18 protein-coding genes and 1 pseudogene are annotated in these 23,407 nt (G+C 69.0%); 11 read left to right on the top strand and 8 right to left on the bottom strand.

Annotation, left to right across the window (positions count from 1 at the left end):
- Nucleotides 1-654: 654 nt before the first annotated feature.
- A complete protein-coding gene (locus ACQPYK_RS24985; RefSeq protein ID WP_433235232.1) occupies nucleotides 655-1,239 on the bottom strand; it encodes a hypothetical protein in 585 nt (194 codons plus the stop codon).
- 16 nt (nucleotides 1,240-1,255) lie between these two features.
- Entirely contained in the window at nucleotides 1,256-1,933 is a 678-nt protein-coding gene (locus ACQPYK_RS24980) for a C39 family peptidase (RefSeq protein ID WP_433235229.1), read from the bottom strand.
- Between the two features lie 558 nt (nucleotides 1,934-2,491).
- Between ACQPYK_RS24980 and ACQPYK_RS24975 the strand changes: the two genes are divergently transcribed.
- The gene (locus ACQPYK_RS24975) at nucleotides 2,492-3,424 is read left to right on the top strand and encodes a tyrosine-type recombinase/integrase (protein WP_433235226.1); all 933 of its coding nucleotides are present in this window, start codon (nucleotides 2,492-2,494) and stop codon (nucleotides 3,422-3,424) included.
- Nucleotides 3,425-3,804: 380 nt separating this feature from the next.
- On the opposite strand, the gene ACQPYK_RS24970 is transcribed toward ACQPYK_RS24975, so the two are convergent.
- Both ACQPYK_RS24970 and ACQPYK_RS24965 read right to left on the bottom strand, forming a co-directional pair.
- Nucleotides 3,805-3,930, bottom strand: coding sequence for a hypothetical protein (locus tag ACQPYK_RS24970; RefSeq protein ID WP_433259135.1), 126 nt, complete (start codon nucleotides 3,928-3,930; stop codon nucleotides 3,805-3,807).
- Nucleotides 3,931-4,099: 169 nt separating this feature from the next.
- Complete coding sequence (locus ACQPYK_RS24965; RefSeq protein ID WP_433259133.1) at nucleotides 4,100-4,573, bottom strand: hypothetical protein; 474 nt, start codon at nucleotides 4,571-4,573, stop codon at nucleotides 4,100-4,102.
- Here ACQPYK_RS24965 and ACQPYK_RS24960 point away from each other — a divergent pair.
- From ACQPYK_RS24960 to ACQPYK_RS24945, 4 genes and pseudogenes are all read left to right on the top strand, one after another.
- A pseudogene (locus ACQPYK_RS24960) lies at nucleotides 4,547-4,816 on the top strand (Mu transposase C-terminal domain-containing protein); the annotation flags it as partial. The gene ACQPYK_RS24965 and the pseudogene ACQPYK_RS24960 sit on opposite strands and share 27 nt — an antisense overlap.
- Before the next feature lie 1,160 nt (nucleotides 4,817-5,976).
- On the top strand, nucleotides 5,977-6,261 hold the full coding sequence (locus ACQPYK_RS24955; RefSeq protein ID WP_433259132.1) for a hypothetical protein: 285 nt from the start codon (nucleotides 5,977-5,979) through the stop codon (nucleotides 6,259-6,261).
- Entirely contained in the window at nucleotides 6,258-7,058 is an 801-nt protein-coding gene (locus ACQPYK_RS24950) for a hypothetical protein (protein ID WP_433235223.1), read from the top strand. The genes ACQPYK_RS24955 and ACQPYK_RS24950 overlap by 4 nt, the downstream gene beginning before the upstream one ends.
- A 290-nt stretch (nucleotides 7,059-7,348) precedes the next feature.
- The gene (locus ACQPYK_RS24945; RefSeq protein ID WP_433235220.1) at nucleotides 7,349-8,239 is read left to right on the top strand and encodes a LysR family transcriptional regulator; all 891 of its coding nucleotides are present in this window, start codon (nucleotides 7,349-7,351) and stop codon (nucleotides 8,237-8,239) included.
- Nucleotides 8,240-8,296: 57 nt separating this feature from the next.
- On the opposite strand, the gene ACQPYK_RS24940 is transcribed toward ACQPYK_RS24945, so the two are convergent.
- Complete coding sequence (locus ACQPYK_RS24940) at nucleotides 8,297-8,461, bottom strand: hypothetical protein (protein ID WP_433235217.1); 165 nt, start codon at nucleotides 8,459-8,461, stop codon at nucleotides 8,297-8,299.
- A 362-nt stretch (nucleotides 8,462-8,823) separates the two neighbouring features.
- On the opposite strand from ACQPYK_RS24940, the gene ACQPYK_RS24935 reads away from it, so the two are divergent.
- The 3 genes from ACQPYK_RS24935 (at nucleotide 8,824) to ACQPYK_RS24925 (ending at nucleotide 12,628) form a co-directional block, all read left to right on the top strand.
- Nucleotides 8,824-9,618: a helix-turn-helix domain-containing protein gene (locus ACQPYK_RS24935; protein ID WP_433235214.1), complete on the top strand. Its 795-nt coding sequence runs from the start codon at nucleotides 8,824-8,826 to the stop codon at nucleotides 9,616-9,618.
- A gap of 294 nt (nucleotides 9,619-9,912) precedes the next feature.
- Nucleotides 9,913-10,452: a DUF3841 domain-containing protein gene (locus ACQPYK_RS24930; protein WP_433235211.1), complete on the top strand. Its 540-nt coding sequence runs from the start codon at nucleotides 9,913-9,915 to the stop codon at nucleotides 10,450-10,452.
- A gap of 343 nt (nucleotides 10,453-10,795) precedes the next feature.
- Nucleotides 10,796-12,628 carry a hypothetical protein gene (locus ACQPYK_RS24925; RefSeq protein WP_433235208.1) on the top strand — a complete coding sequence of 611 codons (1,833 nt, stop codon included), beginning with the start codon at nucleotides 10,796-10,798 and terminating at the stop codon, nucleotides 12,626-12,628.
- A gap of 350 nt (nucleotides 12,629-12,978) precedes the next feature.
- Here ACQPYK_RS24925 and ACQPYK_RS24920 read toward each other — a convergent pair whose 3' ends face one another.
- Nucleotides 12,979-13,863 carry a hypothetical protein gene (locus ACQPYK_RS24920; protein WP_433235205.1) on the bottom strand — a complete coding sequence of 295 codons (885 nt, stop codon included), beginning with the start codon at nucleotides 13,861-13,863 and terminating at the stop codon, nucleotides 12,979-12,981.
- Nucleotides 13,864-14,255: 392 nt separating this feature from the next.
- Here ACQPYK_RS24920 and ACQPYK_RS24915 point away from each other — a divergent pair, with 392 nt between their 5' ends.
- A complete protein-coding gene (locus ACQPYK_RS24915; RefSeq protein WP_433235202.1) occupies nucleotides 14,256-14,867 on the top strand; it encodes an ArsR/SmtB family transcription factor in 612 nt (203 codons plus the stop codon).
- A 93-nt stretch (nucleotides 14,868-14,960) separates the two neighbouring features.
- Here ACQPYK_RS24915 and ACQPYK_RS24910 read toward each other — a convergent pair whose 3' ends face one another.
- Complete coding sequence (locus ACQPYK_RS24910) at nucleotides 14,961-16,466, bottom strand: N-acetylmuramoyl-L-alanine amidase (protein ID WP_433235199.1); 1,506 nt, start codon at nucleotides 16,464-16,466, stop codon at nucleotides 14,961-14,963.
- Between the two features lie 206 nt (nucleotides 16,467-16,672).
- Between ACQPYK_RS24910 and ACQPYK_RS24905 the strand changes: the two genes are divergently transcribed.
- Nucleotides 16,673-18,676 (top strand): family 10 glycosylhydrolase, encoded by a 2,004-nt coding sequence (locus tag ACQPYK_RS24905; protein WP_433235196.1) that lies wholly within the window; start codon nucleotides 16,673-16,675, stop codon nucleotides 18,674-18,676.
- Between the two features lie 135 nt (nucleotides 18,677-18,811).
- Here ACQPYK_RS24905 and ACQPYK_RS24900 read toward each other — a convergent pair whose 3' ends face one another.
- Entirely contained in the window at nucleotides 18,812-21,964 is a 3,153-nt protein-coding gene (locus tag ACQPYK_RS24900; protein WP_433235193.1) for a BTAD domain-containing putative transcriptional regulator, read from the bottom strand.
- Between the two features lie 131 nt (nucleotides 21,965-22,095).
- On the opposite strand from ACQPYK_RS24900, the gene ACQPYK_RS24895 reads away from it, so the two are divergent.
- Nucleotides 22,096-23,241, top strand: coding sequence for a serine hydrolase domain-containing protein (locus tag ACQPYK_RS24895; RefSeq protein ID WP_433235190.1), 1,146 nt, complete (start codon nucleotides 22,096-22,098; stop codon nucleotides 23,239-23,241).
- Nucleotides 23,242-23,407: the final 166 nt, after the last annotated feature.

Raw genomic sequence — 23,407 nt, 5'->3', positions numbered from 1 at the left:
ATATTGTTGAGCGACAGGAGAGTGTCAGTGGGCCGCGACATTAACGTCAGTAGCAGAGTGTGATCAGGCAGGTGGACGGAGAGTCTCGATGAAGAGCGATACCGAGGGCATCACTCTTGGCTGACTGGGCGGCCAAGGTGGGCCGCTCGGAGAAGTACATCCGCAACTTCTGGCACTGGGCCCGGATCCCGGGCTTACGAGGCCGCCCTGGACGCGTGGCGGGCCCGGGCGCTGACGCAGCCGGCGCCGTACCCGATGCCCGCCGAGGCCGATCAGATGCGCACCCTGGGCGGCATCGCGCGACTGCTGGGTGTGGACGGTAAGACGATCAGCCAGTACCGGGATGCGATCGAGGCCCGCGTGCAGGACCGCGAGCAGAGGCATAGCCGCACCCTGTACCGGGTGCGCGCGGTCATCGAGGCGCTGAACGAGATTCGCCGTGGTTCCGGGGTCGCGGCCGAACCGGAGGAGGACCGCCGCAGAAGATCCTCAAGCCAAAGGCCCGGTTCGGCTGGCCGGGTCGAGCCCCGACCGGACGGTGGCGGGCACCACGGCCTTGGAAGCGGAGGCGACTTCATCGCCCCCGCTTCCCGAGCAGCTCACGCCGACCGGCGGTTCTTTGTGATCATCTCCAGGGAGGGCGAGCGGATGGCGTCAGGTCGACTCCCGGTTGCGAGGCTGGTGGGCTCTGTACTCCTGGGCACGGACGGCGAGTTCCCGGAAGAACACCGGTGGTGGTGTGACCTGGCCTTCGCGCCCGATCGGAGAGGGTGCCAGCGGTATGAGCAGGTCGGTGTTGGGTGAGTGCAACCACAGGGCGGTCTGGTAGAGCTCGGGGATTTGCAGGAGCCGGAGGTCGAACCCGGCCTTTTCGAGCTGCGGCAGGGCTTTTGCGGCTCTGACCGCGGTCGCGGTGGCTCCGACGGATGAGCTTCTGTAGAACGTTGGCGGGAAGGTTCGGTCCGGCGTTTCGGCGACTTCGGCGCCGGCGAGCACATTGCCGCCGGACTCCAGCAGGAATCGCCAGCCCACCGGCTGCGCCACTTCCAGGCCGCCGCCGGCCTCGATGTTTTTGACGAGCAGGGCGAACACCCGGTGGGGGGTGGACACCTCCACGTCATCCGGGGAGACCTCGCCCAGCAGTTTCGGGCCCTCTCCGCCGGCTCTGGCGATTAGGCCGAGCTGAGAGCGTGTTTCCTCCCGAATCCGTCCCGGCGGTTCAGGCATGTTCAACGGCATCGCATGCTCCCTGAGGCTAGTTTCGCCGAGTCTTGAAGGTCCTGTTCCAGGTGCCGTTCGGGCCGCCCGGGTAGCCGCCGAAGAGCGTCTCCCACGCGACCCACATGATGGGATCGTTCTCCTGGCCCGCGTATGTCCCGTGAGTGCCCTGCCACGGGTCATGCACCCAGACGTGCACCAGTTCACCGGTCTCCGGGCGGTAGCTGTACCCCCAGATGTTGACGATGTGGCCGGAGAGGCCGCCACCCCAGCCGATGTTCATCATGATCGGGCGTCCGGCGTCTATCTCCGCCTTGACCTCGTTCTTCGTCAACGCCGGGAACCTTCTGACCTGCACCCACCCGGGTGCCTCCACCCAGTCGACGTAATTCCTGGCATCTTCGGGGGCCGGGACGTAAACCCCGGCTTGCTGCAGCGGCCCGGCATCCGGCCACCAGCCCTGGTTGCAGTCCCCGCGTAACGCGCCATCCGGGCAGCACTGGAACGGTTGCTGGGCGGCGAGCCGGGAGTCTTTCCTGTTGAGGACCGCGGTGGCGAACCCGCACTGGGTCCATGCTCGCGCGCTGGCGTAGAAGTTCGCGATGCTGACCGTTGTCGCGTTCCAACACCAGTATGTCTTTTCCTGGTATTGACGCCAGCTCCAGTAGGTTGAGCCGAGACTCTTGATCATTACGCTCTCGTCTGGTTGTGACATGCGATGTCATCCCTTCGCTAGGCGGGGGTTACGTCGTCGCCGTCTTGCTCCTCCTGGCCGGCCCGGGAGGGCCCATGCCGCTGACGTTAAGAGAGCCGCAACTGGCTCACAATGATCACAATCTGTCAGGTTGGACCGAAACAACAGAGTGGGGCTCACATTTTCATTTGCGGCTGACCCTTACGTCTCGGCCTTCCGCTCAGCCACGACCAGCAGCGCCCCGCACGGACTCGTCTCCTCGGCGCAAGCCGCGAGGTCCGAGTTGAAAGCACCTAAGCCTCGGCCTGGTCGCATGGGGCAGATCGCTTCGGCTCTGCCACTCCCGTCCCATCAGCCTCCGAAGTGGACTGCCGTAATCGTCACCACCCTCGTGGCCTCATCCGGCCACTGGCGCGGCAGCTTGGCCAGGCGAGGGCATCGGATTCAGTTCTTAGATAACCTTCGTTATCTGGCAAGACAGCGATCACCGAGGTAGTGCGAGCTGGGCGGCCGCCATCCGGCGCGGACGCTTCGTTTCCCGGTTATCTGGCAACATCGCGGATGGTGGAGGTCGGCACGGTGGATCCGGTCATCGCCGAGCAGCTCGGCCGCGCTCATCCGCTCGCGGCACACCTGGACGACTTCCTCACCGACCTGGCCAACGCCGGGAAGTCGGCGCACACCCGGCGCGCCTACCGCGGCGACCTGATCGCCTTCGCCGCCCACCACGGCGAAGAACTCGGTGAGCTGACCGCCGCGCCGGTTCGCGCGTTCCTGGCCGGGCTCGCCGAGCTGTCGCCGGCCAGCCGCAAGCGCAAGCGCGCCGCGATCGCCTCCTTCGCCAAGTGGGCGGTCCGCCACGACCTGCTGGACGCCAACCCGATGGACCGCATCGACACCGTCAAAGTGCCCAAGAACCTGCCCCGCCCCGCCAGCGCGGCCGACGTGGCCAAGGTGCTGGCGGTGATCTGCTCGCGGCGGCCGCGCAAACAGACGCCGCTGGACCGGCTGCGCGACCGGGTGCTGTTCGAGACCGCCTACGTGTGCGGCGCCCGCGCCGCCGAGGTGTGCGGCCTGTACGTCGAGGATCTCGACCTGCGCCTGGACGACGAACACGTCCGCGTCCACGGCAAGGGCGGCAGCGTCCGCACCGTGCTGCTGGACGACCGCGGCTACGTCGCCCTGCTCAAGCTCTACCTGACCCGCGCCGGCTACACCGCCGGCCCGTTGTTCCGCGCCTCCATCAACGGCCGCGGAGGACCGCTGTCCTACGACGCCGCCCACCACCGCTGGCAGACCTACTGCACCGCCGCGAAAGTCGAGATCGACATCCACCAGCTGCGCCACGCCCACGCCACCGAACTCATCAACGCCGGCGTCTCCATCGAGGCCGTGCGCCGCCGCCTCGGGCACGCCTCCACCGAGACCACGCAGCTGTACGCGCTGCTGGACGACAAGGTCGCCGACGCTGAAATCCGCACCGCGCGACGCCGTCGCGACCGCGCCACCTGATCGACCGTCGTTCGTCGCCACCGGTGCCTACGCCCGCGCGGCACTCGGCTGGCCTCTCGCGCTGACGATCGTCATTCGCCGGACTCGCGGGCACCTGACTTGTTACGTTCCGGTTCGAGCAGCTTGTGAAGCCACCCTCGCAGCGGGAGGTCGATCGTGCCGGAATCCGACCGGGAAGCGAGACAAGCCGCCGTTGAGCGGCTGTGCCAGTTGCGCGCCGCCGGCGACCTCACCGCCGAGCACGTACGGCTGGCGGCCACTGGCCTGGGCCTGAGTGAGCGCAGCATGTGGCGTCTGTTAAGCACCGGCGATGGTGCGGCACGCCCCCGCGGCCCCACCCCCTACGAACTGTCGGAGACTGACCGGGAGGCCTACGCCCACTACGGCGCGAACATCGCCGCGGTGCACCGGGCGCGCACCGCCGTCTTGAACGGACACGCCAGCGCGGCCGGCCTGCCGATCCCCGCGTTCCTGCGCCAGGGCTGGGCCGGAGCCGAGTCGGTCACGCTGCGCACCCTGCAGCGGGCCTTTACCCGGGCACTGTCGCCCGCCGAGCGGGTCAGCTGGAGTTCCGGCGAGCAGGCTCGGCGCGAGGCCGATGTCTACCTGGTGCGTCCTGCCGCGCACCGTAACCAGGTCTGGGAGGCCGATCATAAGAAGCTGCCGATCTTGGTGCTACCGCCGCGCGGCCCGGCGGTGTGCCCGTGGCTGACGACGATCGTCGACGACGGTACCCGCGCCCTGCTCGGGTGGGCGCTCGCGCTGACGCCGCACGCCGGCACGGTGCTGACCGCGCTGCGGATGGCGCTGGTGTGCGACGCCGAGCGCGGCCCGCTCGGCGCGGTCCCAGCCCTGGTGCGCATCGACCGCGGCCTGGAGTTCGCCGCCGCCCCGGTGCGCGAGGCGCTGGCCGCCTTGTGCGTGCAGGTGCTGCGGCTGCCGGCCCGCCAGCCGCACCGCAAGGGCAAGATCGAACGACTGCACCGCACCATCGACCAGACGCTGCTGTCCGGGCTGCCCGGCTTCACCGAAGGCCCGCGCGATGCCGCCGGCAAGCTGTACGGGCCGCTCGACGATCGGGTCGCAGCCCGCGCCGCCGCGCCCGGACAGCAGGTGCAGCCGATGCGCATCGAACGCTTCGCCGTCCACTTCGCCTCCTGGGCGGCCTGGTACAACACCGAACGGCCGCACACCGCGCTGGACGGGCGCACCCCGTTGCAGGCATGGAACGACGATCCGTCCGTGCTGGCTCGCATCGGCGCCGAACGGCTACGGCACCTGCTGCTGGCCGGCATCGAACGCACCATCGGCAAGGACGGCGTGCGCCTGCACGGCCTGGCCTACGTCGCCCCCGAACTGCAGGGCCGCCGCGGCCAGCCGGTGCAGGTGCGCTACATGCCGCACGACGACCGCTTCATCGAGGTCTACCTCGACGGCGAACACCTGTGCACCGCGCACCCTCAAGGCCAGCTCACCGACGAACAAGTCGAGGCCTTCCGCGAGCACGCCCGCCAGGAGACCAAACGCCTGACCCGGCAACGCCGCAAGGCCAGCGCCCGCACCCACGCCGAGCTGGCGCCCCTGACCGACGCGGACAACGAGCCGGCGCAGGCGCGCCTGGCTGACCGCCACCGGCATCACCGACCTGCTCATCGACCGCGCCAACACCCTGCCCACCGACCGCATCGCCGACCTGATCGCCCTGGCCGACGAGCTCGGCCTGTGGCTGTGGCTGATCTGGAGCGGCGACGAGCACCTCGGCCCGACGATGAAACTGATCGTCGAGACCGGTCACCCCGATCACGTGATCCGCCCGCAGGACTTGCCCGACGTGCTGCCGCTCCCCGTACCCACCCGGCCCGACCATCGCGAGCCGTGGCCCGCCTTGCCGGCCGCCGACTTCACCACCTTCCGCGCCGCCTGCCGCCGCCACCTGTCCCCGCGCGCCTTCGCCCGCGCCGACGAGCTCTACCGAGCAGCCGTTGGACGCGTCCACGCCTGGATGGCCGACCGCGATCCGCGCCTGTACGACTGGCTCGCCCTGCCGTCACCGCCGCTGACCGACATCGGCGTCGACCTGATCGGCTGGTTACGCGACACCCACCTCGGGCCGACAGCCGAACCAGCTGCGGCGCTCATCGTGTTACGCGCCACCCAGGCCGCGCTGTTCCGGCACGCCATCCTGCTGCGCTGGACCCCGGCCACCCTCGGCCCTGCCCTCGCCGCCCGGCTGCCCGGCGACCTCACCCCGGCCCGGGCCCGCGACCTGGCCGCGCTGGCCCCGACCGATCACGTCGCGGCCACCGCCCTGTCCCTGCATCTGAACCTGCCGCCCACCCACTTCGGCTGCTTCCGCTGCGGCGACCTCGCCGCCGACTCCTCCCGCCTGGCCGCCCCGCCACCGCAGCCACCCGCCACCACCGCAGAGCAAACTCTTCTACGCCCCCAACGGCGCACCCACCACGCTCACCGTCGCCGAGGGCGAGCTGGCCTGCCAAGGCCCCATCCTCATCCCGCCGCACGCCCGGCACCTGCTCGCCGCCCATCAGGCTTTGCGCCGCCGCCAGAACGCCGGCGACGACGAGCCGCTCTTCCTCAACGACCACGACCCTGCCCGCAGCCCCGCCGCCGTCCTGCACGAGCGGACCGTCCGCACCTGCGGTCGGCTCAACCTCAACCCGCTCTGGCTCCACCGCGACCCCTGCAAGTACGGCGCCGACGTCGGGCTCACCCCACGCTCCCACGGCTGGCCGAACGAACGCGCTCTGGTGTTGCGCCAGCTCGACCGCGACCTCATCGCCCGGCTGACCTCCCCACCCGTGGGACGACCCGCATGAACCGTCAGGCGTTCCAGCAACGCGTCGAGCAAGCCGCCCTGTCGCTCTGGGAACTGGGCGACCTTCTCGGAATCCACCCGCACCATCTGCACACCGGCGACGTCCCCGGCCTGACCGCCCTCCCCGCCCAGGTCATCATCGACCTTGCCCGCCGTCTCGATCTGCACCCCGCCGACCTCATCGAGGCGCTCGATCCACCCACACCCGCCCGGAGCAACACCGCCGCCGACAGTACGGCCGACACCGCGCAGCCGGACCTCAACACCGACGCGCTGACCGTGCTCACCGCACTGGCCACCACCAGCATCCCGCTCACCGCAGACGAACTCGCCACGGTGCTGCGGTGGACGCTCGATCGCATCACCACGGCGCTGAGCCACGCGCACGCACATCCTGCACTTGCCGGCCCCGTCGCACTCCGCCGGGTCCCTCCGGATGGCTGGGCCGTCTCCGCCCGACTGGACGTGCTCACCGACGACCAGCGCCGCGCCCTGGCCGACAACGTCCGCTACCGCGCCCCGCTCACCGACGACGAAGCCAACACCCTGCTGGCCGCCTACGTCCTCCACGGCCACGGTGAATATGACAGCTGGCGGCAGGACCACCTCGACGCCGAACAAGCATTCAAGGACGGCGGCCTGCTCCACAGCCAGAACGGGCCGCACCGCGTCAGCCTGGACGACGATGTCCGCTTCAGCCTCGACCACCGTCCCAGCGCACCGGCCGACACCCACGCACCGCAAGATGGCTTCCGGGCAGCACGCCACCCGGCTTCGCCTCCAGAGCGCAGTGACTGACTGTCACCCTCACTGACATCAACTTGTCGCGAGCCGCTGCCAAGAACCTGTCGTTTCCACTGACAGAAACTCGTCGCTCAACAGATATGGCTGAGACGCCGTTTCTTTTGAGGTGCCGGAAGAAGGCCACCTCGGAGAATGAGACAAATGATGCTAAAGTGACTGTTGAGGTGAGTTCCTCCCAAACGGTCACCGGATTACGGGTGGCCTTCTCAAACGCCACTCTCTGGGCGCGACCGCCCGCCCAGGCGGCGGCCAAGACGGTGATGATTGCATAGATCGGGACATAGGTGGAACTCCGCGACATTGAGATCTTTCTGACCCTGGCCGAGGAGCTCCACTTCGGCCGGACCGCGGCCCGCCTCCACATCTCGCAGGCACGGGTCAGCCAGGCGATCAGCCAGCAGGAACGCCGTATCGGCGGCCCGTTGTTCGACCGCTCCAATCGCCGTCAGATCCGCCTCACCCAGGTCGGCCGGCAGCTGCGCGACGACCTGCGACCGGTCTATGTCGGCCTGCGCGAAAGCCTCGAACGCGCCCGCATGGCCTCCCGTGGCATCACCGCCCGGCTGCGCGTCGGCATGCTCCCTGTGAACACCCATGACCTGCGTCCCTATTGGGAGACTTTCCGCACCCGCCACCCGTACTGCGAGCTTCAGCTGCGCCATGCCTCTTTCGTCGATCCCTTCGCCGGGCTACGGAGCGGCGAGGTCGACATCCTGGTCACCTGGCTGCCCGTCGAGGAACCGGACCTCACCGTGGGCCCGACCCTGTTCACCGACCCCCGACTGCTCGCCGTGGCCTCCGACCACGAACTAGCCGCAAGATCGTCAGTCTCTGTGGAAGACATCGCCCACTTCAAGCACTCCGGGGCCAATCCCATTCCTGACTACTGGGAGAACAGCTTCGTTCCCTTCCGCACCCCGCGTGGCCACATCATCGAACGCGGACCCATCGTGGTGAACATGGACGAACTGCTCTCCCTTGTCAGCATCGGTGAGATCGTCAACCTTCTGCCTGCCCACTCCGCCCGCTACTGGCCGCGTCCCGACATCGCCTGGCTGCCGATCGCAGACATGGAACCTCTCGTCTTCGGCATCGTGTGGCGCACCGAGACCGAAAACGACCTCATCCGCGCCTTCGCCCAAACCGTCCGCGACCTCGGCGCCCGTACCTTCTGAACAACCCGCCTGCTCGCGGACGAGAACGTGCCGAACCTCGTGCCCGACTCGGCGGGGTCAACCGCGATGGCGTATCGTCCCGAGCGCTTCGACGTGTGTCTCCTCGCCCCGGCCGACCAGGGCGAGGAGTCCGGGGATCTTTCCGGACTCGACATGCCGTGCCAGCACCTCGTGCAGTCGGTGCAGCCCGGTTTCGGAGAAGCCGCCGTTGCTGTGTTCCATTGTGAATCTCTTTGCGCACGGTGTTCGATCTGCGGGCCCTGCTCCGGTGGGGCTCTGATGGCCTCGGCGAGTTGGGGCTCGGTCGTGGGGGCTTCCTCTGTGGCGCCAGCGGCGCCGCAGGTGTTCGGGGATCTCTGAACAGTCGCAAAACTACATTGCGTTTATAAATCGGTCAACATGCAACGAAAGCCAGTTTCGCCTATTTTTTCTAGATAAATGAGCAAGTGTTGCAATGAGTGCGATGCTGAATGCAATGAGTGATCAGACTTGCATTGCAATGGGCTTCGAGTGAATGCATACTGTGCAGCGGAGTGTGCGGGCGCCGAGCTCCGCGCATGTCGACAGGTAGGAGACGAGCGCCGATGCCCGGAGGCAGACTCACCGATGAGGACCGTCAGCGCATCGCTGCGGGGCTGGCCGAGGGACTCGGATACGCAGAGATCGGCCGGCGTCTAGGGCGGCCCGCCTCGACCATCATGCGGGAGGTCACCCGCAACGGTGGACCCGACGATTACGGGGCGGACCGGGCGCACGAGGCCACACGGCATCGTGCGCGCCGGCACAAGCAGGCTCAGCCTCCGGCGCCGCCGATCCCCGACAGCGGCCATGGGCGTGATCCCCAAACGGTGCGGGACTTCACGGAGTCCTTCACCGCTCTCCTCGTTCAGCAGGGGCTGCCCCGGATGGAGGCCAGGGTGCTGGCCTGCCTGTACATCACCGACTCCGGCGCTCTCACCGCCGCTGACCTGGTCCAGCGGCTTCGCGTCAGCCCGGCGTCGGTCTCGCACGCCGTCGCCTTCCTCGAACAGCAGGGAATGCTCGGGCGGGAACGGGCTCCCGGTGCGCGGCGCGAACGCTATGTCATCGACGATGAGATCTGGCTCCGGTCTCTCCTCGCATCTCAGCAGATGAACGATGCCCTGGCGGCCGCATCGCAGCGCGGAGCCGAGATTCTCGGGGTCGAGACCCCGGCGGGCGCCCGCTTCGAGTCATCCGCCGAACTTCTTCTCCTGGTGAGCGAGGCCTTCCGGCAGGTCATTGAGCAGTGGCGGCAGAGCATGGCCGCCCGGAGCGCCCGGCACCCGGACACGCTGACCACACGGGACGAACTCGCGTACTGGACCGAGAAGACAAGCGGGCAGCCGACGGCTGATTGACAACGCTCCGACAGGCCCGCCTCGGGGCGGAGGGTGTTTCGTAAGCGGTCGCCTGGTGGACGGCCGGAGCCGGGTCCGAGCCGCAGGTTCGGTGTTTCGTCGGCCGGTACGAACGCCTGGTGATTGAAACACGCTTCGACTGAGGGGCCGACCCGCGCAGATGTACGTGATAACGATCGACTATCACGTACATGAGCGATCACCGGCGCGTGTCGACCTGGCCGCGGCCGCCGAAGTGTTCCTGGCTAGAGCCTGTCCCGTAGATCATCCGTCCCGCGCTGGCATGATGGCCCGATGCGTTTGTGGACGGTCCAGCATCGAGCGGTTCTCGAGGCGCTGAACGATACCGGTGAATTGGTCGGGGACTGGGCCAGGGTGATGAGCCCTTCGTTCCGTCCTGCCTACGAGGAAATGGTGGCCGAGATGGCGCGGCGCGGCCTCGACTGCGCGGGCCACCCACCGCTGTGGGCATGGCATGGGCCGGATACCCGCGATGACCGGGTGGCGTTGACGGCGGAATTGCTGCTCAACCCTGGTGATCCGGAGGAGTACGACCGCTATGTCGTCCTGGACCTGGATGTGCCCGACGAGTTCGTAGTAGTCAGCTCGTACGGGCGCTGGAACGACTTCCTGGAAGCGATCTTCATGGGCCAGAGTGCGCCGAACATGGACTGGTCAATCGATCGGGACGAGTTCGACGAACCGGTCGGTTGTCGTGTCCAGGCATGCCTCCCGCGTATAGCAGGCCCGTGGGTACTGAGCGTCCGCCCATTGGAGCCGTCGTCGTCGGATGAGCCGGAAGAAACGCCGTGCGCGGTTGAAGCCGGTGAATAGGCGATGCTCCGTCGTTGTGCGACTGGCTCACGGAGCCAGATCCTGATCGAGGCGACGTCGACGGTGCCCTGATAGACGATCCGCTCGTCTTCGGCCGCCCTGCTCTGACGGGCGGGTTCCCGCTCACGCAAGGCGTAGAAGGTGCTGCGGCCCACGTTCGGCACCCTGCACAGCCGCGCGATGCCGTTGTCGGGAGTGTCCTCACCTCGGGGGGAACCTCACTCCACCTACCGCGCGCCTGCCCCATGCAACGGGCTCGATTCGTGGAGAGTTGTAGATCCTCGGGCCTTGGCGCCCCGATCGTAGGCGGTGTCCGCCTGATCGAACTCTCGGGAGGTAGTCGATGCGCCGAATCCGGATCCGTGCGCTCCCCGTACCACTGGCCGCGGCGTTGGGCCTCGCCGCGTTCGCCCAGTCGCTGCCGTCCAGGCCGGACGGAGCGTACGGCTCCGCGCACGCCCCCGTCGCCGGCCGATCCCCCGCAACCGGCCGGCCGGCGGTGACCTACCCCGCATGGACGTACGGCATGAAGGTCTGGCCTTTCGACACCCTCAACCCGGGCGACACCAGAGCGTCGATCCGCGAGCGCCTCGACAGCGCGAAGGACAAGGGCGCGAACACCGTCATCTTCTCCATCGAGGAGGAACAGATGTACGACTCCTTCGTGGACGAGACCGGTTTCCAGAACATGCTGACGAAGATCGGCTACCTCCTGGCCCAGGCGCATTCACGCGCTCTCAAAGCGGTCTGCTATCTGAACGGCGCCGAGGTCATCACCCGCGACGCGGTGGACTCGAACGGTCGGCCGACCGGCAGGCCCACCTTGGCCAGCACGCATCCGGACTGGCTGCAGCAGGACATCTCGGGCCGGAAGATGGCGTTCACCACGACGACCAAGGTCGACTGGGTTCCCGCGAGGGCCGCCGACGACTGGGCCTCGCCGTACAGCGGCTGGCGGAACTTCTTCGCCGACCGTCTCACCACGCTCGGGCAGGCCGGTCTGGACGGCGTCTATATCGACGCGACCAGCCTGCCGGGCACGGCGTTCGGGACCTTCTGGGCATCGTCCGATCCGGGCTTCGCCCAGGGGTTCAAGCAGGCGTATGGCCTGGACGTCCCGCGCAACGTCGACTGGAACTCCGCCACGTGGCGGAAGTTCGTCTACTTCCGCCACGAAGCCGTCCGCGACTATCTGGTCGATCTCGCCGGCACCGCACGGGCCAACGGCGTCACGCCGTTCTTCGAGATGTCCTCGCTCGACAACAAGACCGGCACCGAGCTGGGCAACGACAACCAGTTCACCGTCGGCGGCGGCATAGCCGTCTCCCCGGAGGTCGAACCGGCCTATCTCGACGGCAAGTTCGAGGAGGCCTTCCGCGCCGCCAAGGCGAGCCGGGACGCCGATCAGACCTTCCCCATGTGGTTCCTCGGCTGGCCGGAGGGGAACGCCATCCAGGCCCGACGGGAGTACGCGATCACCCTGGCACTGTCCGGCAACTACTATCCGACGGCCGACAGCGCCTACCCGCCGAACGCGTTTCCGTTCCTCGACGCCCTCCGGCCGATCCTCGACCGGAGGGTACCGTACGCCAGGGCGGCGCTCCTTTATCCGATGCGCAGCAAGGACTTCACCTACACCAGCTCCGCGGCGCTCAGGGCCTACAACGACGCCTTCATCGCGCTGGCGCACCGGCACGTGCCCTTCCGGATCGTCCCCCAAGACGGGCTGACCGCCGCCGACTTGGCCCCCGCCGACACCGTGGTTCTCGGCGGCGCCCAGTCGATGAGCGACCAGGAGTACGCCCTGATAGCCCCGAAGGCCGTGGCCCTCGTTGGTTCGGGCAACGCGACCAAGGATCGCTGGTTCGAGCCGAAGGTCCGATCGTTCCCGAACACCGTGCCCGTCACGGGCATCGATCAGGGACTGCCCTTCTCCGTGTCGGCCCCGGCCGGCTCCTCCATCGAGTACTACATCGACCGGAACGACCCGAACCACTTCTATCTGTTCTGCTACAACGACACCCCGTCCGGCACGATCAAACTCACCCGTACCCAGGGGGTGAGCGCGAAGATCTACAAACTTGACCGGCCGGCCGCCACTCAAACCGGACCGACGGTGACCTCGAGTATCGCCGCGAACGAGTACCTCACCGTCCTTGACGTGACGCTGAGTTGAGTGGGTGTTTTGAGAGCGTATGAGGGGTTGATGCCGCATGTCTTTGGGACTTTCCCGGAACGGTTTGACGTTCGGAGTAGATGCGCTCAACTGACGGTCATGAGTGAGCGCATGTCATACCCCAGCGATGTCGGCCGCGGCATCCTCGGCGAACCCGAACCCGAACCCGAACCCGAACCCGGGCTCTTCACGCGACCCCGAGCGAATCGCCTCACGTGGTCACCCGTCACTCCGGCTCAGAGGTTCTTAGCCAGCCAGGTCAGCCGGAGCTCGCGAGCCGTCCCTGCCGCCAGCTCCTTCAGCCGCTCGGTCTCGGGGCCCGCAGGGAGCCTCGCACAACATCGTCGTGGTCACGGCAGGCCGTTGCGCTTTTTGTAGTCGTTCCACACCCTGACGCAGTAGTCGTAGCGCCAGTCGCTCTGCTGGAGGTGGCGGCAGGCATAGGCGGCGCTGAGCCGGTCGCCGGGGTTGTCGGGCACGACGGAGGTGTCGGGCACGGCAGAGGCCCCGGGGGGTTCGGGCGCGGGGGTGCGCGGAGTGGCGGAAACGTCGGTGTTCCTGCGGTCGCCGACCCCGTTTCCGCGGTCGCCGGCCTCGCCGCGCGGCGTCCGCGGTCGCGGCTTCGGAGCCAGCGGCCCCGGCGTTTTCGACCTGGCGCTCCTGGATGCGGGTTTCCTGGCGGTCTTCGGCGCGTCGACCTCGTGACGCCGCTCGCCCCGCCCGTCCCTGGCGTCGTGGGCGCCACGGCCGTGCGGCCGGTCCGACGCGTGCGAGGACGCCGCCTTCCGGTCGTGGGCGGCCTTCGCCGGGACGGCCGCCGGGGGTGTGGCCGCGGGAGCGTCGGCGGTGGCGGTCTCCCCCGGCGGACGTCCGATGGCCGGCGCGGCCGTCCTCGTCGGCGCGCTCACCGGGGCATGGCCGGCCGCCCGTGACGGAGTCGGCATCGCGGCGACCTCGACGGCGGACGACCGGGATGTCGGTGACCAGCCGGACGACCAGAGACCGATCCCGGCCGCGGCGAGGAACCCGCAGACCAGGGCGGGCCCCAGGAGTTGGTCACGCGAGACGCGCGGCCCGGGCCAGGGCCGGTGCGGCCGGATCGGCGGGGGCGCGGGCGGAGCCTGCCAGGTGGGCCGGATGTCGACGCTGACCCGTGATCCGTAGATGAACGGGTCACCGGCGGCGCCGTGCGTTCGCTCCCGGGCGTCGGCCGACGCCTCGTCCGAAGCCGTCACAGGCTCGGGCGGCGATTCCGACGGTTCGGTGTACGGTCTGCGACCGCGTGGACCTGTGCGCGGGCCGTGCCTGTGAGCCGAGTCGTGATCATTGTGCATCTCGCCTCCCATGTCACGTCTGATCTGCCCCAGCTTGCCGAAACTCACGCACTGTATGGAGCATGTAACAGGATGCTCTTACAGACCTGTTATCAGAGCCGCGGGACGAATCCATAAGAATGCGAACAAAGACTCAGTGGTCGGATGCGAGCCGAGTCCGGCGGACGTCGGGTGGCCGCGGTCTTCGATTCGTCCAGGTGGCGCGAGAATCAACAGAGCCGCGACTTCACTCGGAACAAGCCGACAAATTTATGCATATTGACAAATTAGATTGTCGGTGACACGGTGAAGGCATGTTTGATGTGGCGGTGATCGAGGACCCGGCGGCGGCCGAGGTCTCGCTGGACCCGATGCGGACCCGGCTGCTGGCCGAGCTGGTCGAGCCCGCTTCGGCGACGATGCTGGCCGCGAAGGTCGGCCTGCCGCGGCAGAAGGTGAACTATCACCTCAAGGCGCTGGAACGGCACGGCCTGGTCGAGCTGGTCGAGGAGCGGCGCAAGGGCAACGTCACCGAGCGGGTGATGCGGGCCACGGCCTCCTCCTACGTGATCTCGCCGATCGCGCTGGCCGCCGTGCAGCCCGATCCGGCCCGCTCGCCGGACCAGCTGTCGTCGCGCTGGCTGCTGGCCGTGGCGGCCCGGCTGGTGCGCGAGGTGGGCGAGCTGATCACCGGTGCGTCGCGGGCCCGGCGCAAGCTGGCCACCTTCGCGATGGACGGCGAGGTGCGGTTCGCCTCGGCGGCCGACCGCGCCGCCTTCGCCGAGGAGCTGGCCGGTGCGGTCGCCGCGCTGGTCGCCAAGTACCACGACGAGGGCGCCGAGGGCGGGCGCGATCACCGGGTGATCGTCGCCGTCCATCCCGGCGTGTCCACTCCGCCGCCCCCGGCCGAGTCGAGCCGGGGATGAAGACGTCCGGTGGCGGCGCCCGTGGAGGCCGCCCCGCCGGTGACCGATGTGGTACGGCTCGCGCCTTGCGGGAGGACGCGAGCCGTACTCACTTCAGACTCGGGTGATCCGGACGGCGTCGGCGATGACGTAGCCGGTGCCGGAGGTCCACCGGCTCACGCCGACGACGTTGTGGTCTCCGGCGTTGAGTGAGAAGTTGCCGATGCTGTGCCAGCCGCCGCCCCCGGAGCGTTGGTCGACGTACACCGTCTGGTTTCCGCCCGAGGTGGCGACGATGTAGGGGGCGGAGCTGTTGTACCCGGGGTCGGCCGGATACCAGACCTCGACGCGGTAGCTGCCCGAGCTGGGAATGGACGCCCGGTACCAGGCCGGGTCACTGGCGGACACCGGACCGGCGAACCGGTAGTCGGCGCCGTAGCGCTGGCCGGAGTAGGCGGAGGTGCCCCAGTTCGCGCTGGCGGCGAACTTCCCGGCGGTGGCGTTGTCGACGGTGGTGGTCCAGGAGGGGGTGCCGCCTCCGGTGACGTACTGCATGTACTTGTTCCAGTCCCAGTACGGGCCGGGGTCGGTGTGGTCGGCGCCGGGAACCTCGACGTGCCCGAGGATGTGGCTGCGGTCTTTGGGGATGCCGTAGCGGTCGCAGATGTTACGGGTGAGTGCTGCCGAGGCGCGGTACATCGCGTCGGTGAACCAGGAGGCGTCGCTGACGTAGCCCTCGTGCTCGATGCCGACGGAGCGGGTGTTGTAGCTCCAGTTGCCGGCGTGCCAGGCGATGTCCTTCTCGCGGACCATCTGGGTGATGGCGCCGTCGGAGGAGCGTACGACGTAGTGGGCGGAGACCTGGGCGCTGGGGTTCTGGAACCAGGAGATGGTGCCGGCGTAGGAGCCCTGGGTGACGTGGATGATCACCCGGTCGACGGCGTAGCTGGAGGGGCGGCTGGAGGCGGTGTAGTTGCTGGAGCTGGCGGCCACCCATGCGGCGTCGGGGTAGTCGGCGCTGGCGACCTGGGCGTTGAGTTCGCGGGCCTGGGCGTAGGCGCCGCGGTCGGCGTGGACCTCCTGTGCGGTGATCTTCACCTTGGCGGCCTGGAGGCCGGTGCCGAGCAGGTCGTAGACGGTGTCGGCGTACAGGCGGGCGACCTCGGGGGTGGAGGCGTTGCCGTACTTGGCCACGGCCGGGTACCAGCGGCCGATGTCCTTTCGGGCGACGTCGTCGAGCCCGAGCTCGTCGGCGTAGGCGCGCAGTACCGCGGCGCCGCCGGCGATGTTGGCGGCGTCACTGGTCCGCAGGGTTCTGGCGGGCTGCCCGGTGAGCTCGGCGGCTTTTTCGAGGGTGTGGTTGGTGGGGTTGCTGACCAGGTGCATCACGCCGTAGCCGCCGCTGGCGCTGGGCTGGCCGTTGTGGCCGTCGAGGTGGGTTTCGGCGTAGGCGAGTGCGACGAGCAGGTCGCGTGGCACGTCGCGGGCGGCCGCGGCATCGGCGAACGCGCCGGCCAGGGGATCGGCCGGAGCGGCATTGGCCGGGCGGCCCGCGAGGACCAGGAGGGCGGTGAGGAGGCAGGTGGCGATGGCGGCTAATCGGGTTCGGGCGAACGTCATGATCGCTCCTCGATGGGGGGTACCGCCGGCTGCACAGTGCCGACGGCTGCACAGTAAGGGGTTTTCATGACATATGTCGATAATTGACATTACCAACATGTTGGAAGAAGATTTTCGCCCTCAATGTCCCGTGGGGGTCATGTCGTGACTCATGAAGACATGAAGACTATTGCACTTTTGTCAGAAAGAGCTGAAACTTTTCTTCTGTGACGACGTATCGAGCGGGCCGGAAGCGGCGGCTCGCCACCATCGGTCGCATTGCCGCAACAGTTCTCACCCTCGTTCTCACCTGCATCGTCGCTCCCGCACCGGCGGGCGCGGCCGACGCCCTCGCCGTCTGCCCCACCGACCCGGCCACGCCCAAACGCCAGCTCCGCGCGATGTGGGTGGCCAGCGTGGCCAACATCGACTGGCCGAGCAAGACCGGCCTGAGCGTCTCGGCGCAGCAGGCGGAGTTCCGCGCCTGGCTGGACCTCGCCGTGCAGAAGAACATGAACGCCGTCGTCGTGCAGGTCAGGCCGACGGCTGACGCGTTCTGGCCGTCGTCCTACGAGCCGTGGTCGCAGTGGCTGAGCGGCACCCAGGGGGTCGACCCCGGCTACGATCCGCTGGCGTTCATGGTCGGCGAGGCGCATGCCCGCAACCTGGAGTTCCACGCGTGGTTCAACCCCTACCGGGTCGCCAACCACGACGACCCCACCCGGCTGGTGCCGAGCCACCCGGCCCGGCAGAACCCCGGCTGGCGGTTCGCCTACGGAGGCAAGCTCTACTACAACCCGGGAATCCCGGCGGTCCGCGACTTCATCGAGAACGCCGTCATGGACGCCGTCACCCGTTACGACCTCGACGGCGTGCACCTCGACGACTACTTCTACCCGTATCCGGTCAGCGGTGAGACGATCCCGGACGCGTCCACCTACGCCCAGTACGGCGCCGGCTTCGACAACGTCGGCGACTGGCGGCGCAACAACGTCAACCTGCTGGTGCAGGAGCTGGACCAGCGGATTCACACGGCCAAATCCTGGGTCGCGTTCGGCGTCAGCCCGTTCGGCATCTGGCGCAACGCCGCCACCGACCCGCTCGGCTCGCGGACCTCCGGCATGCAGTCCTACGACGCGATCTACGCCGATACCCGGCTCTGGGTGAAGCAGGGCTGGGTCGACTACATCGCGCCGCAGATCTACTGGCACATCGGCTATCCCGTCGCCGACTACGCGGTGCTGACCGCCTGGTGGTCCGCGGCGGTCAAGGACACCGGCGTCCAACTGCTCGTCGGGCAGGCCGCCTACCGTGCCGGAGCGTCGGGCCAGGACGCGGCCTGGCAGCAGCCCGGCGAGCTCACCAGCCACCTCTACGACAACCGGCAGCATCCGGAGGTGCTCGGCGACATCTTCTTCAGCGCCAAGGACGTGCGGGCCGACCGGATCGGCGGCATCTCCCGCCTGGTGGCCGATCACTACTCCAAGCCCGCTCTGCCGCCGGCCCGCGGCACCGCGGCCGCGCCGGCCAGGCCATCGATCACCTCGGCGACCCGGGTCTCCGGCGGGGTCTCGCTGTCGTGGCAACGCGACGGTTCGAGCACCCCGGCCGCATACGCGGTCTACCGGGTCGACGGTTCTCCGACGACGACGGACCCATGCTCGTTCGCCGACGCCCGCAACCTGCTCAGGACGACCCGCGGGACGTCCTTCACCGACACCACCGCCTCGGTCTCCGGCACCTACACCTACTACGTGACGGCCCTGGACCGGGTGCACCACGAGAGCGCGCCGAGCGCCGGCCAGGCGGTCGCGGGCACCGGGCCGTTCAGCGTCGTCGTCGACAACCGCGACGCCGGTTTCACCGCCGGGTCGAACTGGGGCACCTCGAGCTTCTCGTCGCAGCTCTACGGCTCCGACTACCGGTTCGCCAACCCCGTCGCGGCGAGTGACCCCGCGTGGTTCAGGGCCCAGATCCCCGCGGCCGGCAGCTACCGGATCGAGATCTGGTATCCGGCGAACTCCGGTTACAACGGCTCGACGCCGTTCATCGTGGCGGCCGGAGGCGGCAACCAGGTGGTCAACGTCGATCAGCGCGTCAACGGCGGTCAGTGGCGCGGCCTCGGCACGTTCACCCTCGCCGCCGGCATCTACAACGTCGTCGGGGTGAGCCGCTGGACCTCCACCGGCGGGTACGTCATCGCCGACGCCGTCCGCATCACGAAGACCTAGCGGCGCGGATCGTCGTGGTGTCCGCCGCGAATCCGACACGTCTTCCCGACCGGCGCATCCGGCGAGGGCGACGATCTCTTCGGGTTGGATGGGAGATCGCGATTGCTCGACCCACGACGATGCCCGCCCGCGGCCTTATACGCGCAGCCTTGTCAGCCGGTCGGTGGCCTCGTGGGGTGTCATGTCGGCGCCCCGCTGGTAGGCGGTGTCGTAGCCGGTACGGCCGAGCCGTTCCGCGAGCACCTCCGCAAGGGAGCGCAGTTCGGTGTCGCCGTGGTCGAAGGTGCCGCGGATGGCCCGGCTCAGGCCGAGCGCGGTGGCCGCGCCTGCCGGATCGTCCTCCAGGAACAGCAGCCGGGCCAGGAGCTGGGCGGCCCGAGGGGTGTCCATGTGCGCCTGCGCCGCCTGCACGGCACGGGGCAGCAGCTCGCGCGCGGGTGCGGCGTTCCCGGCGGTGAGGAGGTTCGCCATCCTGGCGGGCACCAGTAGGTTCTCGATCGTCTCCGCCGTAAGGCGCAGCCTGCGGGCGAGTGTCTCCATCCGGTCGAGTTCTCGGTCGGCCCGTTCGATCTCGCCGGAGCGGCGATACAGCTCGGCCAGGCTGCCCAGGACCTCGATCTCCAGTACGGGCTGACCGCGCTCCCAGACCGCTCGTTCGGCGGTTTCGATGTCGTGCCGGGCGCCGGTCAGGTCGCCGGCGCGCATGCGTTCGGTGGCGAGCCCGAGCCGGGTCGAGACCTCGTCCTGCGAGCCGAGGGCGGTGGCGATCGCGATGCTGTGCTCGTAGGCGGCGATCGCCTCGTCGTGTTCACCGCCGATGGCGTGGATCTGCGCCAGGCCGTACAGCGCCTTCGCCGCCCACCAGCGATCGCCCACCTCCTCGAACGCGTGCAGCGCCGCCGCCATCGCGGTCGCGGAGCTTTCCCGGTCGCCCCGTTCGCGATACCGCATGGCTTCGATCACGAAGGTGCAGGCGATCGCCCAGCGGTCCGAGCCGCCGCGCACCCAGGCGATCTCCTGGTCGACCAGCTCGTCCAGCCCGAGCAGCGGCGCCATCACCAGCACGATCGTCAGCAGCATCGGATAACGCCGCAGCGCGCCCGTGCGCGCGCAGTCGTCGATGAGCGCGCGCAGCCGCTCGGGGTCGGTGACCGGCCCACCCTCGCCGGCTACCAGGTGGATCGCGGTGAACGCGGCCTGGGCGTCCGCGGGCAGCGCGTCACCGAACTCGGCGACCTTGGCGACGTAGGCATCGGCCCGAGCGTCGTAGCGGAGCATGACCCAGTACCAGTACAGCGGGCCGAGGAGGCGGGCCGCCGCAGTGGCGTCGCCGGTGTCGATGGCCGTTTGCAGGGCGAACATCAGGTTGTCGTACTCGGCCTGGAACAGCCGCAGCGACTCCACCTGCTTGTCAGAGCGCAGCAGCGGCTCGTGTTCCTCGGCCAGGTCGGCGAAATGCCGCGCGAGCCCGCGCAGGACGGCTTCGGTCTCCCCCCCGAGCCGGAGCTTTCCCGCCGCATGGGCCCGGATGGTCTCCAGCATCCGGTAGCCGTCGCCGGCCCGCTCCACGATGGACTTGTCGACCAGGGAGTCCAGCAGGTAGACGACCTCGTCCGCGGGAAGCGCCCCATCCGAATCAGCACAGACAGCCTCGATAACGGCGATACCGGTACGAGCCGGAAATATCGACATTCGGCGGGCCAGTGTGCGCTCTTGTGAGGTGAGCAGGTCCCAGCTCCATTCGATGACCGCATGGAGTGTCTGCTGGCGGGGCTGGGCGGTCCGGTTGCCGGTGCTGAGCAGCCGGAAGCGGTCATCCAGCCGCCGGGCGACCTGCTCGGCGCTCATGGTCCGCAGTCGCGCCGCGGCCAGCTCCAGTGCCAGCGGCAACCCGTCCAGCCGGCGCACGATGTCCACGATCGGGGCCGCGGTGGTCGCGTCCAGGACAAAGCTGGGCTGTACGGCTGCCGCCCGGTCGAGGAACAGCCGCACCGCGGCCGATGCGGAGGCATGATCGGGATCCGCGTGCGCCGGGGGGAGGTCGAGCGGGCCGAGGCGGCACAGCGTCTCCCCCATGACCTCGAGCGGCTCTCGGCTCGTGGCCAGGATGGTCAGGTACGGCTGGCGCTCCAGCAGCTGCCCGGCGAACTCCGCGACGGGTTCGGAGATCTGTTCGCAGTTGTCCAGCACCAGCACGCCCTCACCACCGGCGAGCAGGTTGACCACCCGCTCCAGCGGCGTACCGGACGGCTGGGCATCGGCGACGCTGAGCGAGCCCAGCACCGCCTCCAGCAACCCGTCCGCCGTGGTCACCGCGGCCAGGGAGACGAGCCAGACCCGGCCACGCCGATGGGCCCGATGCCGGCTCACCGCCTCCACGGCCAGCCGGGTCTTGCCCACTCCTCCGGGCCCCACGACGGTGACCAGCCGGGAGGTCTCCAGCAACCCGGCCAGCAACCTCAACTCATCCTCCCGGCCGACGAAGCTGGTCAGCTGGGCCGGCAGACGGCCTCGCACCGCCTCCGGCCGGACCTGTTCCGCCTCGGGGATCTCCAGCTCGCCCCGCAACACGGCCAGGTGCGTCTTGCGCAACTCCTCGGACGGGTCGACGCCCAGCTCCTCGGCGAGCGTGCCGCGGACCTGTTCGAACACGGCCAGCGCATCGGACTGGCGGCCCGCCGCGTGCAAGGCTCGCATCCGCAGCCCGGCCAGCCGTTCCCGCAGCGGATGGCCGGCGGCCGCCGCCTCCACGTCGGCCAGGATCTCGCCATGGCGGCCCAGCCGCAGCTCCGCCTCGAAGCGGTCTTCGGTGGCCCCGACACGCAATTCGTCCAGGCGCGCGCCGGCCGTACCGGCGAAGGGGACATCGCGCACGTCGGCCAGCGCGTCTCCCCGCCACAGCGCCAGCGCCTCGCCCAGCAGCGAGGCCGCCCGCTGCACAGCGCCCGCGGCCAGTTCGCGACCGCCCCGCTTGGCCAGCTCCTCGAAGCGGACCGCGTCGACCTGCTCGCTGCGCAGGCGCAGGCGATACCCGCCGGCCACCGTCTCCACGACCCCGGCCCCGGCCCCGGCCTTGCGCAGCCGATGCACCAGCGCGTGCAACGCGTTGACGGTGCCCCCTCGAGGATGCTCCCCCCACAGGCCGTCAACGAGTGCATCGACCGACACCATCTCGCCCTCGGCCAGTGCCAGCCGGGCCAGCAGCGCGCGAACCATGACGCCGCCGACATCGATCGGCGCGCCGTCGTCGGCATAGGCCCGGACCGGTCCCAGCACCTCAATCCGCATGCTCACCAGGCTACCGATCAAGCACTGCCTTACAGCCCGGGCCGGTGTGGCTGGAAGCGGGATATAAGCCGCCTGTCAGAGCTACCGGACATCGTTGCGGACATCGGAAGAACCACACGGAAGGCAGTGCGATGGCAGCGAACGAGAACGTGCAGCAGGTGCTCGACTGGTCGGTGGCGGAGGTCGGCGTCCCCGGCATCGTCGCCGAGGTCAAGGACGGTGACCGGACCTGGTTCGGCACCGCCGGTGTGGCCGACATCGAGACCGGTGCCCCGCGCGTGCCGGGCGAGTACTTCCACACCGGCAGCAGCGGCAAGGCCTTCACCGCCGCGACCATCCTGACCCTGGAGGCCGAGGGCGGCCTCAGCCTCGACGACACGATCAACGCCCACCTGCCCGGCGTGCTGGACGTCAACGGCTACGACGGCGACACGATCACCATCAGGCACCTGCTCAGCAACACCAGCGGCCTGTTCGCCACCGGCCTGGCCCCGGAGGTCAGCCACCGCTACGCCACCCGCTCCGGGTTCGACCGGCATCGCTTCGACACCTTCAGCACCGAGGAACTGCTGCGGCTGGCGCTCTCCCAACCGCCGGTCGGCGCGCCCGGCGAACGCTTCGAGTACGCCAACGGCGGCTTCTACATCGCCGGCGCGATCATCGAGAAGATCACCGGTAACAGCTACGCCGACGAGGTCGACCGCCGGGTCGTCCAGCCCCTCGGCCTGACCCACACCCGGGTGCGCCCCACCACCGAGACCGGATACCCCACTCCGCACCCGCGCGGCTACTCCCACCTGTTCTTCAAGGACGGCGTCGACCCGTCGACGGCCACCCCGGAGAACTGGGAATCGCTGATGGAAGAGCCCGGCCTGCCGCCCCTGGACGTCACCGAGCTCAACTCCTCCCTGGGCTACGCGGCCGGCAACGTCGTCTCCACCACCGGCGACATGATCCGCTTCTTCAACGCGATGACCACCGGCGGCCTGCTGCCGCCCGCCCAGCACCGGCAGATGTGGACCACGGTCTCCACCGAGGGTGGTTACTGGATGCCGCACACCCGCTATGGCCTGGGCCTGTTCGAGTTCGACGAGCAGGCGACCGGCGGCCGGACGCTGCGCGGCATCGGCGGCAGCCTCTGGGGATCCTGGTTCTTCGCGGTCGGCACCCCCGACGGGCGGCACACCATCGCCGTCCACACCAACACCGAATGGAAGACCTGGGACCCCATGTTCAAGATCATCGAAGCGGAGTTCGGCATCGCCATCGGTGCCTAAGCGTGCGACCCGCCACCGGCTCGCGATGTCCACCAGGGGCCGGCGCGAGCCGGTGGCCACCTCACTCCCTGAAAAAAGAGGAACATCAATGACATGCCGCCGGGACTGCACACCGCCCCCGACGGCTTGACCTGGCTCGGGAGACGAGGACGACGTCGCCGTCCAG

Origin of the sequence: Streptosporangium sp. CA-135522 (genome assembly GCF_050949235.1) — a bacterium.
Taxonomy (GTDB): Bacteria; Actinomycetota; Actinomycetes; order Streptosporangiales; family Streptosporangiaceae; genus Streptosporangium.
This window is presented reverse-complemented; position numbering and strand designations above follow the sequence as displayed.

Excerpts from the sequence above, each read along its gene's own strand:
- ACQPYK_RS24985 (WP_433235232.1), bottom strand. The coding sequence starts at position 1,239 with ATGCCGTTGAACATGCCTGAACCGCCGGGACGGATTCGGGAGGAAACA.
- ACQPYK_RS24980 (WP_433235229.1), bottom strand. The coding sequence starts at position 1,933 with ATGTCACAACCAGACGAGAGCGTAATGATCAAGAGTCTCGGCTCAACC.
- ACQPYK_RS24950 (WP_433235223.1), top strand. The coding sequence starts at position 6,258 with ATGAACCGTCAGGCGTTCCAGCAACGCGTCGAGCAAGCCGCCCTGTCG.
- ACQPYK_RS24940 (WP_433235217.1), bottom strand. The coding sequence starts at position 8,461 with ATGGAACACAGCAACGGCGGCTTCTCCGAAACCGGGCTGCACCGACTG.
- ACQPYK_RS24935 (WP_433235214.1), top strand. The coding sequence starts at position 8,824 with ATGCCCGGAGGCAGACTCACCGATGAGGACCGTCAGCGCATCGCTGCG.
- ACQPYK_RS24930 (WP_433235211.1), top strand. The coding sequence starts at position 9,913 with ATGCGTTTGTGGACGGTCCAGCATCGAGCGGTTCTCGAGGCGCTGAAC.
- ACQPYK_RS24925 (WP_433235208.1), top strand. The coding sequence starts at position 10,796 with ATGCGCCGAATCCGGATCCGTGCGCTCCCCGTACCACTGGCCGCGGCG.
- ACQPYK_RS24915 (WP_433235202.1), top strand. The coding sequence starts at position 14,256 with ATGTTTGATGTGGCGGTGATCGAGGACCCGGCGGCGGCCGAGGTCTCG.
- ACQPYK_RS24910 (WP_433235199.1), bottom strand. The coding sequence starts at position 16,466 with ATGACGTTCGCCCGAACCCGATTAGCCGCCATCGCCACCTGCCTCCTC.
- ACQPYK_RS24900 (WP_433235193.1), bottom strand. The coding sequence starts at position 21,964 with ATGCGGATTGAGGTGCTGGGACCGGTCCGGGCCTATGCCGACGACGGC.
- ACQPYK_RS24895 (WP_433235190.1), top strand. The coding sequence starts at position 22,096 with ATGGCAGCGAACGAGAACGTGCAGCAGGTGCTCGACTGGTCGGTGGCG.